Origin of the sequence: Pseudomonas sp. 31-12, assembly GCF_003151075.1 — a bacterium.
Taxonomy (GTDB): Bacteria; Pseudomonadota; Gammaproteobacteria; order Pseudomonadales; family Pseudomonadaceae; genus Aquipseudomonas.
Genome location: NZ_CP029482.1, coordinates 910,852 through 924,856, shown reverse-complemented (window position 1 = coordinate 924,856; position 14,005 = coordinate 910,852). Strand labels below are relative to the sequence as shown.

Here is a 14,005-nt window from a genome sequence, read left to right as displayed (position 1 = left end):
TTTGCATCGCCGGCAGGCCAGCTCCCACAGAAAAGCGTCCCTGCGGCGCTCAACAGAATTAGCGTCATCCGAGGTTTTTGAAATGAATGTTTTGATCATTGGCAGCGGTGGCCGTGAACACGCACTGGCCTGGAAAGTGGCTCAGGATCCGCGTGTGCAGAAAGTGTTCGTTGCCCCGGGCAACGCCGGCACCGCCATTGAAGCCAAGTGCGAGAACGTCGCTATCGACGTGCTGGCCCTTGAGCAGCTGGCAGATTTTGCCGAGAAGAACGTTTCCCTGACCATCGTCGGTCCGGAAGTGCCGCTGGTCGCAGGCGTCGTCGATCTGTTCCGCTCCCGTGGCCTGGATTGCTTCGGTCCGACGGCCGGCGCTGCCCAGCTGGAAGGTTCGAAAGCCTTCACCAAGGATTTCCTGGCGCGCCACAAGATCCCGACCGCCGACTACCAGAACTTCACCGAGATCGAGCCGGCCCTGGCTTATCTGCGTGAAAAAGGCGCACCGATCGTGATCAAGGCCGACGGCCTGGCCGCCGGTAAAGGCGTGATCGTTGCCATGACCCTGGCCGAAGCCGAAGACGCCGTGCGCGACATGCTCGCGGGCAATGCGTTCGGCGACGCCGGTTCGCGCGTGGTGATTGAAGAGTTCCTCGACGGCGAAGAAGCCAGCTTCATCGTCATGGTCGACGGCAAGAACGTGCTGCCGATGGCCACCAGCCAGGACCACAAACGCGTCGGCGACGGCGACACCGGTCCGAACACCGGCGGCATGGGCGCTTACTCCCCTGCCCCGGTGGTCACCGCTGACGTCCATCAACGGGTCATGGACCTGGTGATCTGGCCGACCGTGCGCGGCATGGCCGATGAAGGCAATGTCTACACCGGTTTCCTGTATGCCGGCCTGATGATCGACAAGGCTGGTAACCCAAAAGTTATCGAGTTCAACTGCCGTTTCGGTGATCCTGAGACCCAGCCGGTGATGCTGCGTTTGCAGTCGAGCCTGGTGTTGCTGGTCGAAGCGGCCCTGGCGCAAGCCCTGGACAAGGTCGAGGCGCAATGGGATCCACGTCCGAGCGTCGGCATTGTGTTGGCTGCGGGCGGTTATCCTGGCGACTACGCTAAAGGCGTTGCCATCAACGGTCTGGATGCAGCCGCGGCACTGGAAGGCAAAGTCTTCCACGCCGGCACGGCGCTCAAGGACGGTAACGTAGTAACGGCCGGTGGACGGGTGCTTTGCGCAACCGCCATGGGTGCCAGCGTTGATGCGGCACAGCAGCAGGCTTACAAACTGGCGGCAAAGATTGATTGGGAAGGCTGTTTCTATCGCAAGGACATTGGCTACCGTGCCATTGCCCGTGAGCGCGGCGAAAATCAGGAATAAGCGATCCGTTCGGCAGGGCTTGGGCTTCAGGCCCTTGCCGGACTGTTCCGGCGCCGCGCATAGTAATAATCTGGCATCAACCTACGAAGGGATTTCGCCGTGCGCTGGCTCAGGATTGCCATAGGTTTCACAGTCACGCTGTTGACCTTGCTCTGCATGCTCCCGGCTCAGGCCGCGCAAGGCAGTGGCTGGGCGGTATTGCTTGACGAACAGGGCGACCTGCAGCTGAGCGACATCCGCTCATCTCGCTATACCAATCAATTCAGCCCCATCGAACTCGACCGCCTCACCGCAGCCGAGCCTGAAGGTGCCTTGTGGCTGCGTTTCAGGTTGGCGCCCGGCAAGCACGAGCAATTGCTGCGAGTGTTCGCCCCCGACCTGTCGCGGCTCAATCTGTATGTGCTCGATGGCGACACGCTGATCGATCAATTGAACACTGGCACCGGGCAGCCCCAAGCTGACCGCCCCCTGCCCAGCAGCGATTTCATGTTGCCGCTGCCGCAAAGCGACAAACCCCTCGACGTCTACCTGCGGCTGGTGTCCGATCACCAGTTGCGGCCGTATATCACCCTGCAATCGGCGATCATGACCGCGGCCAATCAGAACCAGATGCTGATCTACGGCCTGCTGTTCGGTTGTATCGGCATGCTGATCCTGCACAACCTCGTCCGCTATGCCTACACCCGCTCGCGCAGCAGCCTCTGGCTGGCCGGATGCGAAGCCTTGTTGATGCTCAGCCTGTTGCTGTTGCTGAATCTGGCAGGGCCCTGGCTACCCAACTGGCACGCGGTGCAGACGCCCGGCGCGTATCTCGCCTTGCTGATGACGGCGCCGTGCGGCCTGATGTTCGCCTATCGTTTCTTCGCCCCGCTCGGCTCGCACCCGCTGAACAAGCTGTTGCTGGGCGACATTCTGTTCATCGTGGTCTGCGGCTTGCTGCTGTTGTTCGTCAACACGCTGCCGCTGAACATCATTACCTATGCCCTGGTCGCCCTGGCGGGCCTGAGCATGTTGTTCGTCGGCGCCTATCATTGGCAAAAAGGCTATCGTCCGGCGCGCCTGTTCGTGGCGGCGATGGTGGTGTTCAACATCGGCACGCTGATCATCCTGCCGGCGCTGTTGGGGCTGACCCTGGTCGCGCCTCAAGGCTTGATCATGACGCTGCTGGCGTTCATCTGCATCAGTGGCCTGTTGATGAGCATTGCGCTGGGCGAACGTCAGCGCAGCATCACCGAAGACCGCTTCAGTGTCAGCCGCGACCTGGCCGCCAGCAATGCCGAGATCAACGCCAAGGCCGAATTCCTGGCGAAAATCAGCCACGAAATCCGCACCCCGATGAACGGCGTGCTCGGCATGACCGAACTGCTATTGGGCACACCGTTGTCGGTCAAGCAACGTGACTACGTGCAGACCATCCACAGCGCCGGCAATGAACTGCTGACCCTGATCAACGAGATTCTCGACATCTCCAAGCTCGAGTCCGGGCAGATCGAACTGGACGACGTGCAGTTCGATCTCAACGCCTTGATCGAAGACTGCCTGAGCATCTTCCGCGCCAAGGCCGAACAGCAGAACGTAGAGCTGATCAGCTTCATCCAGCCGCAAGTGCCGCGTGTCATCAGCGGTGACCCAACGCGCCTGCGCCAGACCTTGCTGAGCCTGCTGGAAAACGCCCTGAAAAAAACCGACGAGGGCGAAATCCTGATCGTCGTCGCCCTCGACGAACGCAGCGCCAAACCGCGCCTGCGCATCGCAGTGCAGGACAGCGGCGTGCCGATGGAGGCCGAAGAACGCGACGCCCTGATGCACGCCGAACTGCACAGCAAACACTTCCTCTCGGCGACCAGCCTGGGCGGCAATCTGGGGCTGGTGATTGCCCGTCAGTTGATCCGCTTGATGCAAGGGGAGTTCGGTATCAAGAGCGGCGCCAACCAGGGCAGCACCTTGTGGCTGACCCTGCCCCTGGACCCCGATCGTCTCGAACACCCGACCTCCGACCTCGATGGGCCGCTGCAAGGTGCGCGCGTGCTGGTGGTGGACGATAACGACACCTGCCGCAAAGTGCTGGTGCAACAGTGCAGCGCCTGGGGCCTGAACGTCAGCGCCGTGCCATCCGGCAAAGAGGCTTTGGCGCTGCTACGCACCAAGGCTCACCTGCGTGACTATTTCGACGTGGTCCTGCTGGACCAGAACATGCCCGGCATGACCGGCATGCAACTGGCGGCCAAGATCAAGGAAGACCCGAGCCTGAACCACGACATCCTGCTGATCATGCTCACCGGCATCAGCAACGCACCGAGCAAGATCATCGCGCGCAATTCCGGGATCAAGCGCATCCTCGCCAAACCGGTGGCCGGCTACACCCTCAAGACCACCCTGGCCGACGAGCTGAACCAACGCAACAAGGGCCCGACCGTCTCGCCGCACCTGCCCACAGGCCCGACACTTCCGGTCAAGGTCCCGAGTGATTTCCGTATCCTGGTGGCCGAGGACAACAATATCTCGACCAAGGTGATTCGCGGCATGCTCGGCAAGCTCAACCTGCAACCAGACACCGCCAGCAATGGCGAAGAAGCCTTGCAGGCGATGAAAGCCCAGCGTTACGACCTGGTCCTGATGGATTGTGAAATGCCGATCCTCGATGGCTTCTCTGCCACCCAGCAGTTACGTGCCTGGGAAGTCGGCAATCAGCGGATTCGCACCCCGGTGGTGGCATTGACCGCTCACATCCTTGCAGAGCACAAAGAGCGCGCGCGCCAGGCCGGCATGGACGGGCACATGGCCAAACCGGTCGAGCTGTCGCAGTTGCGTGACCTGATCGAGCATTGGGTTGCACAACGTGACCAGCAGAATCGGGCGACGGCGCCTACCTCTTGAGCCGACAGCCCACGCAACGCCTGATAGACTCCCCCTCGACTTCCCCAGACTGTGAGCCTGCACCATGCTCCATGTGTTGTTCAGCGTTTACCTGAAGATGCTGGTGCTCTATAGCCCGTTCTTCGTGTTGTCCTGCTTCATCAGTCTGACCCGCGGTTATTCACGCAAGGAACAGCGTCGACTCGCCTGGAAAGTGGCCACCGCCACACTGGTGTCCAGCGTCTTGCTATACCTGTTCGGACGGGTGATTTTCAGCGTCTTCGGCATCACCGTGGACGCGTTCCGCATTGGCGCCGGCAGCGTGCTGTTTATCTCGGCGCTGGGTATGGCCCAAGGCAAGTCGGCGGTGCAGACCGACAATGTGCAGCAGGACGTTACCATCGTCCCGCTGACCATCCCCCTGACCGTCGGCCCCGGCACCATCGGTGCCTTGCTGGTGATGGGCGTCAGTCAGCCGCATTGGGACGACAAGCTCACGGCAATTCTCAGTATTGCCCTCGCCAGTTTCACGGTTGGCGTGGTGTTGTATCTGTCGAACCGGATCGAGCGGATTCTCGGTGACCAAGGCTTGCAGATCGTCAGCCGGTTGATGGGTTTGTTTGTCTGCGCACTCGCGGCGCAGATCATCTTTACCGGAGTCAAGGGCTATCTGGTTCCCTGAATGAAGCCAGGCCGAAGGTTAAAAACCCTCGGCCTGGCTTTGCGAATCGATTGTGAGAAATCGATTTCGGTACATTGAACAGGGCGCCGTTCCACTCACCACAGCACCGCTGTCTTCCCTGCACGCTAAAAAGAGGTCAATGGCATTACACCGTTGGCCGAATTTACTTAACTGATTGAATTCTTGCGTCGTTGAAACCTTTTGCTCAGCGCCGCTTTGTAATGCTGCCCGAGGTATTCTTCCAGGTCCTTCTTGATTGCCGCGTAACGAAGTGGATTAAAGGTCATGTAGGAGCTGCCACGGAAAATCTCCACACCTGACGTTTCCCAGTTAAAAAATACAGGGTCTTTTTTGTCACTTTGATCGACGCAATCAATCGACGTCAACGAAGTAATAATAATACCGCTCTCCAGTTGGTCACAGGGCATTACCGCCAGCCTGACACCTTCCTTTTTAATAACTTCACTGCTAAACAATTTGATTGCTTCAGGCTCTTTTTTCAGCGCATCCAATGCAGTATCAGCAATTACGCCCAGTGCTGAGACACCAGGAATCGCCGCTTTTGCAGCATCAACACCCGCCCTGACGATATCGGTAACAATGTTATCCATTGTTAATTGAGCGGTGCTCTTCTTATAAGAGGTATACCCAGAGTCAGCGACTAAACAACCGGCTTCGTCCATGCACTGCAGGAAAGCCAGATACCAGCCTTTTGGTTCACCAGATGGAACTTCGTAGCTTGCCTCCAGCTTTGCGAACTTGATCAGATTCTCAATAATCGCCATGTTCTCAAGAGAAATATTTGCGCCATAGCCCACGAGTGTTTCAGCCAAAACCACTGCATCAAGCTCTTTGGTTGGACTATCGACAGAGGCACTTACCGCAAGGCGTTTTACGCGGCGGACCGCTGGTTGCACTATCTGGCGCTTACTAATGCGCGCCCTTACTAAAGCAGTACTTTCTTCAATGCTAATAGTACTTTCCATACTATCCATATTCATTATTCCTTTCGTAATTTATAGAGCCCTCAAGGGCACCGTTAGAATTTAGCGCAGCGCTCCCCCCCTAACAAACCGAATTTGAATTCCACATATGTACAACGACAACCAGCCCACCGAAAAATAAATAAAATCAAATCCGAGAAACATATTCAGCGCACATTCCTGACACTATTTTACTTAGCCCACTGTAATCTGCATAAGCGACACACCACACTCACACATTTTAAACCAACCCCATTTACCAAGAGTGACTTATGCACAATCAAACACCCGCCGGAGTGCTGACGCACCACAATCTTATCTCGTGCATCGGCGAACTACCCCTGCAAGACCTTGATGATTTAACAGACTGCACACGGCTTTCAACAAGGTCGGCCGACCTTGCTTACAATCGCTTCGGCAACTCACAAGTCTGGCTGGAAGAATATGTACGCACCTTGATGTTTTTGGGCTGGTCGCTCCACGAAGGCGCCATCACGACACGCACTCGCGCTACTATTTCCGGGAGCATTGCCGAATTTCTGGTGCAAAGCGCGCGAACCATAAATCCCAGGCAGGGCAATGCCATGATTGACACCCTGGATGCATTGAAGTCGGATAAGCCCGCCGTGCTCTCACTGGATAACGAAAGCCTTAAAGGGCGGCGTTTCCAGGTGGCTCCATCCCGATACGATTCAAGTGGGAATCTTCATTTGGCCATTTTTAATCTTGAGCTGGTTGCCGATACCGAACGAAACAGTTTTATGTTTTGGCCTTGGGAGAATCAGTCAGCAAAGCTCGTGCAGCAGAGTGCGATTCTTAAACTGAATAGACATGTACTCGACACGAAAAGGGCACTCATGGCGACTAAACTCCGCGACCAGATCATGAATCGATTTGCTTTGCGCAGGCAGCCATAATCGAACGGAAAACGCTGTTACGCAGCGGAAACAAAAACGCCCCGGAAGGGGCGTTTTTGCTCAAGTAATCAGCCAGGGAACGCTAACATCCTAAATAGCCGGTTCCGCAATCACCTCGAGCTGATAATTCGACATCAGCTGCGTCAACGTTGCGCTACCGGCAACACCTTTTTGCTTGAGCAACTCAGTCACTATTTGCGAAACCGCACACGATCGATAGCCATTGAGCGTAAGGAACACATCACCACGCAGCCCGACATCCTTTGAGCAAACGCCGCGAAAGATCAGGCTGTGCCCGCTGTCCAGGCCGCTCATCACCAAATGTTCTTCAACCAGGCTGACCCATAGCTGATCCATGACTGAGGCGTCCAGAATCAGTTTCCCCGGAATCAAGGGTGGACGCTCAAGCGGATAACGACAATCGACGATGACCGATTCAAGTTTCATCCAGGCCGCTCGGGTCAACCGGATGGTCGTTGCCCCTTGCCCCATTTTGAGCACCAGGATGCTGACATCATCGGCAATCAACGGCAGAAGGTCGTTGGCAGTCTTCGGCCCTTCGACCACCAGCACTTCGGCATTTCGCTGGACATAGTCGAGCGGCCCGACCGAGCTTTTCTGCGGATAGGTATGCAACAGACCATCCTCGCTTTCGTGCAGCATCACATTGGTTTGATTCCGGGTGCCCACCAGCGTGTATTGCGCCGTAATGGCGGCTTTCGGAATCCGGATCAATCGTCCGGTCCGGACCACATACCATTGAAGGCTCTCAGGGTTTTTGACGGACAGAAAATCGGCGCATCGATGTTCGTTCGCCAGCGCCGCCAACCCCTCACTCAACGGGCCTTCCAGTGTCGTGACCCAGCGGCTGTCCACACCCGTCATCTGCACCGGTTGGTTGTGCTGTAAATCCACTTCGATACCATCAAGCGTCGTTGCCCTCATGCCCGCGCCCTCCGGCTTCACGTCGGAAAAGACCCAGGGCGCCCACTCCTGCACCGGGGCGGGCAATGCCTCCGGTTGCAAAAGCCTGGTGCCCTGGCCGAATGCAGCGTTCAAGTGTTTCGTATCGATAAAGCGCTGGCTGAAAATCTTGCCCGTAGAAAGATCGAACAACCAAGCGGCCTGATTGTCTGGGGCGATACTCAGCAACCGCACTTCTTTGCCATGGCCAAGATCCGCGAGCAACAGCCGATCCTGCAGGTACCAGGCGCACAAACCGGCGTCCCCGGTAAAGTTGGTCAACCCAACGAGGGCGAAACTCGACACCGGGTACTGCGTCGACACCGCTGGCAGGTCGGACCACCACCGGGCTCGATCCTTGAACCAGGTTTCGGTCAATCCGCCCAGGCGCAGAGACCCGTCCGGCGTCATATTGAAGAACAGGCCGGAATCGGTCAGGGCGAGATGCCCATGCTCAACGGCGACAACATTTTTCAGTCCCGCGGGTGAAATTTCTCTGGAAGACCATTGCACGAGCCCTTCGACCATCGACCTTTGCTGTCGCACAAGGCTGTTAATGTCCTTGTCATAAGTCACGAACACTTCGCCCTCGGCACCTGAGGGAGCTATCAGCAAAAGAGAGTTCAGGGCCTTGATCGAATCCTTCCATCCCCGCGCATGGTGACGCCGGGCAGCTGCACGGATGATCAACCCGTCAACATCGCGGACCCAGACCAGATCACGCTGTTTGTCTTCCAACTGCCAACAAATCGAAACCAGCGCACCGGGGCGCCAATTCACGGTATCGATGGAATTGGCCGGCAACACATAATTGCCCAGTACCTGCGTCCAGTCCGTCAGCGTGTCGACCTCCAAAGCAGCCTGCAAAGCAGGATCCTGACCGAGAGTGATCGAGCCGAGTATCACTGCACGCTCATGGATAAGGAAGGTCAGCTCATCGTGCCGGCCGTCGTTTGGAGTGGACTGCTGAACAACCTGAATGCCGCCGTTGGCCACAGTCTCACAGCGGACAATGTTCAAACCCTCTCTGACAAGCAAACGATAGCGTTGAACCAGCGTGCCGGTGATCGCGTCGACCTGCCAGACATCGAAACCGTCGGGGTGATAGAAATAGGCCGAGCCGTTGACCACGGCTCCCAGCACTGCCTCATCGGCCAACAGGACATTCGGGTCACGGATATACAGAAAACGATCCTGAGCCGAGTCGTAATACGCGGCCACCGTCCTCGGTTCGTCCGGCTTTTCAAACGGCACCACGAAGTTGTGGACGGGGGTGTAAGGCATGGCCAGTCGATGTTCTCGGGCCAATGACTTGAAGTGATCCAGCAACGCTTGCTCCCCGAGCTGCGGATCGGCCTCTACTTCGACCACCTCCAGTTTCAGCGCAACAAGATCAACGCGCATGGTTGTGTTCCCCGCAAGCTTGAGCAACACCTCGTGAACGCCGCTACCGGTGAACTTCACACCCAACGTAGCCGAAACGAGGCTACCCTCAGGGGCTACCAGAATGTCTGACTCCGCCAACCAGGGAGCCTGCAGTACCCAGCGCATGGCTACGTGACCGGGCGCGTTGAGCTCAACGTTCACCCCGGGATTGAGCAGCACGGAACAGTGGGCACCGGCCCCTTCTATCCGGTAGGAAATCAGGCCGTGCCATGACTTCGGCAGAGCCGGCACGACCAGCGAGCGTTTGATGTTGTCGAGACGAACCTTGAACACCGTGGGTTTGTAGATAGGGTTCAGCCGGTTGACCACGTACTCGCCGGGAAACGAGTAGAACGAAAACAGAAACTGCCAGTGTCCCTGCTCATTCTTTTTCTCCAGCCGACGTGCCGTATCGAAGCCGCCGGCATGACGGAACGTGACAAACGGCAGCAGCTTGTACTCATAGCCGTACCAGGTTTTTGGGGTGCCGGGCAAAACGATCGCCTGCCCAGGCCGCGGTGAAAAAGACGCCGAGTCGGGTAAGCCAAGGCCGACACGAATATCGATGGCGCGGTTGTAATCCACATCGAAATCCGGAACCCCTAAATGGTCGCGAAGCGGGAACAGTTTCGGGCTGTCAAAACGGACTGTCGATGCGCGCAGATCAAGATCGGCGAAGACCAGCGGGGGATGCGCAATCCAGGCATTCGAGACCGTGTCCAGACGATAACCGCCCTGTAGATAAGCCTTTTCCAGCCCCTCAAAAAACAGGGCAACCTCTTTGGCTTCCCCGGCAATGGTGGCAAACCCTTCGGCCAGCGCAGCGACGCCCACCGCCAACCCACCCAGAATCACCCCGACACCGCCCAACACCGCAGACACAGTACCCGCGCCCGCCAATGCCGCACCCAGCCCGGCGGCACCCAACACGACGCTTGCGGAGTCGAACGCCAGTTGCGTCCCGAACTGCGCCTTTTCAATGTCATTGGTGGCATGGCTCAACTGGTAAATATCAAACCCGACATTCACCATCCCCAACACCGTACCGACGCCTTCATTGGTCACGTGACCCAACGCCTTTTGTACCAACGGCGCACTGGTGCGGGCGATCAGCTTTTCATCGTCCAGTGCCTGACGCACCAGTGTCACCACGCCAATCACATCCACTACGTTGCCGTGGACCAGCTGGGCGTAGTTGACGTAGGCATGCAAACGAATGGCAGTGGTCAGGGCCTTGTCACCACCGCTGGCCGCGCCTTCATGATGGCGCAGTGCGTTCATCAAGGCTTGCACGGTGAAACCGGCATTGAGCGTATGGACGCTGCTGGCGTCCGTGGGGTCAGGCGAGCCGACCGTCTCATGCGGTTGCGCTGCCAACGCATGGAAGGTGCCTGAGAGGTAGTTCTTGATCCTCAGGAACCGCGGATCCTCGGTGGTGACATGCACAAGGGTCTGCGCTGGATCGGTATCGACCAGACTGATTTTGTACTCGCCTGCCGGAGTGATCTCCAATGTCTCGAACAACGCAACGGCACCCGACGACAGTCCGTGTTGCTCCTGCAACTGGCGTGTTGCCTGCGCGATCTGTCCGCCCCACCAGTGGGCGTCCAGTTCCAGTAACGAACTGCCCAGCACCCCGTTATTGACCAGCGACTGCCCTCGCGCGCTGGCCAGTCGCTGCCTTGTCCGGGGCGCTTGTTCTGGCAGGCTGCCCGAGTCGGAAAGACTCGACACTCGGACACCCGATGACAGTACCTTTGCATTGAGTCGAGCGGCGTCGAGTTCAATCAAATCAAAGGTCGGACGAGCGGGCTCGCCGTAAGCAGCGTAAGGCCCTGCCATTTCTTGATGAACGAAAAAATGGGTCAACGCTGCGCTGAGCGCTTGAGCAGTATCGAACTCGAAAACGCCAAAATTCGGATCATAGAAATGATAGGTACTGCGCTCGCCTACGAAACTTTTAGCCAGCAGCATCGAGTGGTTATCCGAGTTGAGCATCAACGTGCCACTGCCGGTTTTCCTTTCAAGCGCCGTGATCACCTGTGCCAGATCGGAGCGCACCACCGGCCCGCCGAGCTCATGCACGTCGACATCGCGAAGCTCTTCGAGCGTACTGACGAATGCATTCGAATCGCGGCTCTCGGGTTCAATGACCGCCAGGTAAAACCGCTCACGAAGAATGTTGCCCGCATCGCGCCCCTTGCTGATCGCCGCCGCCATGGCCAATGCCAATGGGTAGCAACGCCCGGCGATCCGGTCACCGGTGCCCATCAGCAACAAGTCCTGTGGCACCAGCTTGAAGCTGCCTTGATCGAAGCTTTCCAACACGTCGGTCATGCGCTCGCTGATGCGGTCGCGGAATTCGAGTTTTGCCACCTGCTGAATCCGGGCGACCTGGCGCCCCCACTGCCGCAAGGTCAGAGATTGCTCCAACGCCTGTTTCTTCAGCTCGATACTGCTCTCGGACAACGCTACAGTGGGAATCGAGGCACTGGCCAGACCGGCAACGAACGTTGGGGGATTTTCTTTGAACAGCTCCCGCTCAATGGCTCCGTAACGGTGTGACACGCCCAGTTCAGACACGTTGTTGGCAAGGTTCTCCAGCCGTGCGCGAACCTGATCAAAGCTGCGTTGATCCATGGCTCGCGCCCCCAGTATCGAGCCGATCAGCAACCGTTGCCGGGGGTCAAGCTGCTCAACCTGCAAAGTCCCTCGGCCAATGCGGTGAAGCAACTCATCCAGAGGCAAATCCCCGGTGGCCGGCTCACCGACCAACGACGGCGGTAGCGCGATCTCCTGCGCAAGGATGGATTGACGCTCGTCAAAACCCAGCGGCAACGGCTTGTCGAACGTCACCTCACCCGTGGTCCGCCGACTCATCGCTCGCCAAAAGGGTTCGCCAAGGTGGTGCGCCAGGGATTGCAGCAACTCGGTCGACAACACATGTCGACCTTCGATGATTGGCCAGCCTTGGTCGAAATGGATCGTCTGACTCTTTAACAACTGATCCACTTTACCTACGTAACGCGCTTTGAATTGTCCGGCCTCCCAACGTTTTTTTTCGTTCTTGAGCCATTCGACGGTGTCACTTTCGTTTTCTTTCCAGGAGTGATCCTGCTCCTCCTCGGTGGCAAGGTTCACCGTGGTGGTGGAGTCAATAGCCACGTCCGCACGCCAGGCAACCGCGGCACGAGGGGTGAAGTGCAGTTTGGCGTAATCCCCGAGCGCATCACGCATCGCGGCGGGCCCGGTCAGATAGATGGTCACTTCGCTTTGGGGGCGAATGCCGTCACTGTAGTAAGTCGCTGCGGCTTGAATCAAAAAAGTGAGGGCGATTTCTTCTTCCGGCGAAAGAACATCCAGCGGGCCAAATGTTCTCTCAACCACCTCCCGTGCAAAACCACTCATGGTCTCGGCATCGATCAACGCGATCTGGTTCTCGATGGCCAAGCGGGCCGTAGCGTCGACAATCTCATAGTTGAGTTTGTAGCGGTCGATCACGGCCCTCAACATTGTCGATCCGGGATGAGCCATGAGAAACGCATTACTCAGGCTGCTCCGCTCGGCAACCGCTCGCAGTCCATCCGGACGAACAAGGCGTTCTGAAGGCGTGCGAAAGACATTATTCAACTGTGGGCGACTTTTAGCGAAACGCTCCAGCGCCGGGCGATGTTCGACAGGAATGCGCCCAAAGTAATCGGTGTACTTGCTTCTTGATGCCTCACGACCCGGCATCCATTGCGGGTTTTTATCCAGCAACAACTGCATTATGCCCAGGCGCGCATCAGTGCCGAATTGACTGATATCCACATCACCCAGCTTCTCCAGAAGCGGTGGCAGGTTATCGACATCCGCATAGCTTCCGCCTTCGGCCATCAAGGCCTCAATGCGCACCACATCGGAGGCCGCAGCAAAGTTGCCTCGCAGACTGATTTCCCGTTGGTAAATGGCCTGCATGTGCAACGGTGTTTCATTCGCTGCAAGATCACGGAGTTCCACGCCGGCCTCGCCCATGGCCGAGAGACTCTGGCGATTCTTTTCCCACAACGCTTTCAAGGTCGTTTCATTCTGGCCATACCCACGGACCAGAAGATCAATTCGCGCCTCGTCAGCGCTAACACCGCGCTCTACCGCTTTGTTGATATGGGCGAACATTTGTTGTTTGAGAACAATCGCCCGTTCCTCATACTTATCAACAAGATCAAGATACGATTCGCTGCCAAGCCCGCCATTAACCATCGCATCGGCCTTGGCGGCCTCGACAATGATCCGGTTGGTCTCATAGGCCAGTAAGGCGTCGTTGTCGTACCAGAGTTTGACGGTATAGCCCTGCCCGGCCAGCACCTTGTTCCAGACATTGATGTAGTCGCGCTGGATAGCGCCGATGCCACCGCCAAGCCAGACGAAGTGTAGATTTTTCGGCACTTCGATGGCCGCGGCACTCAGCTGTTCAACGCTGCTGGACAGGCGTTCCTGAAAGCCTTCGACCCTGTTTCGGATCTCGGTCAGACCCGGAACAACGTCGCCTGGCTGTGCCGTTGGCCGTTCTATTTCCGCGGCGCGTCGACGTCGGCGCCCGGGTTCAACAAAAGATCCGAGGGCTTCGCGCAGCAAACCCAATGGGGTCAGCATCCTCGGAAAATCGAGTACCGCGATACAAGCGAAGTAGTATCGAAATACCGCGTCGTATTCGTCTGTACCTTTATGTTTCTGTAACGCCTGTTCAAGCTCGGACAGTTTAAACAGATCAATAAAATTGACGTAGCCGTGCACGTGACGAGCTGCTTGCTCACCCATAAAG

6 protein-coding genes are annotated in these 14,005 nt (G+C 57.4%); 4 read left to right on the top strand and 2 right to left on the bottom strand.

Annotated features, from left to right (window positions below):
- Positions 1-82: 82 nt before the first annotated feature.
- The 3 genes from purD (at position 83) to DJ564_RS04165 (ending at position 4,916) form a co-directional block, all read left to right on the top strand.
- Positions 83-1,378 carry a phosphoribosylamine--glycine ligase gene (gene purD / locus DJ564_RS04175; RefSeq protein ID WP_109627779.1) on the top strand — a complete coding sequence of 432 codons (1,296 nt, stop codon included), beginning with the start codon at positions 83-85 and terminating at the stop codon, positions 1,376-1,378.
- A gap of 99 nt (positions 1,379-1,477) precedes the next feature.
- Positions 1,478-4,255, top strand: coding sequence for a hybrid sensor histidine kinase/response regulator (locus DJ564_RS04170; RefSeq protein ID WP_109627778.1), 2,778 nt, complete (start codon positions 1,478-1,480; stop codon positions 4,253-4,255).
- Between the two features lie 64 nt (positions 4,256-4,319).
- Positions 4,320-4,916, top strand: coding sequence for a MarC family protein (locus DJ564_RS04165; protein ID WP_007937197.1), 597 nt, complete (start codon positions 4,320-4,322; stop codon positions 4,914-4,916).
- A gap of 167 nt (positions 4,917-5,083) precedes the next feature.
- Here the strand turns inward: DJ564_RS04165 and DJ564_RS04160 are convergent, their stop codons facing one another.
- The gene (locus DJ564_RS04160) at positions 5,084-5,911 is read right to left on the bottom strand and encodes a hypothetical protein (RefSeq protein WP_109627777.1); all 828 of its coding nucleotides are present in this window, start codon (positions 5,909-5,911) and stop codon (positions 5,084-5,086) included.
- A gap of 260 nt (positions 5,912-6,171) precedes the next feature.
- Between DJ564_RS04160 and DJ564_RS04155 the strand changes: the two genes are divergently transcribed.
- A complete protein-coding gene (locus DJ564_RS04155; protein WP_109627776.1) occupies positions 6,172-6,816 on the top strand; it encodes a hypothetical protein in 645 nt (214 codons plus the stop codon).
- A gap of 90 nt (positions 6,817-6,906) precedes the next feature.
- Here DJ564_RS04155 and DJ564_RS04150 read toward each other — a convergent pair whose 3' ends face one another.
- Positions 6,907-14,001: a TcdA/TcdB pore-forming domain-containing protein gene (locus DJ564_RS04150; RefSeq protein WP_178082281.1), complete on the bottom strand. Its 7,095-nt coding sequence runs from the start codon at positions 13,999-14,001 to the stop codon at positions 6,907-6,909.
- Between the last annotated feature and the right edge of the window lie 4 nt (positions 14,002-14,005).

What these genes read in the sequence shown, in the direction of transcription:
- purD (WP_109627779.1), top strand. Translation starts at nt 83, where the DNA reads ATGAATGTTTTGATCATTGGCAGCGGTGGCCGTGAACACGCACTGGCC.
- DJ564_RS04165 (WP_007937197.1), top strand. Translation starts at nt 4,320, where the DNA reads ATGCTCCATGTGTTGTTCAGCGTTTACCTGAAGATGCTGGTGCTCTAT.
- DJ564_RS04160 (WP_109627777.1), bottom strand. Translation starts at nt 5,911, where the DNA reads ATGGATAGTATGGAAAGTACTATTAGCATTGAAGAAAGTACTGCTTTA.
- DJ564_RS04155 (WP_109627776.1), top strand. Translation starts at nt 6,172, where the DNA reads ATGCACAATCAAACACCCGCCGGAGTGCTGACGCACCACAATCTTATC.
- DJ564_RS04150 (WP_178082281.1), bottom strand. Translation starts at nt 14,001, where the DNA reads ATGGGTGAGCAAGCAGCTCGTCACGTGCACGGCTACGTCAATTTTATT.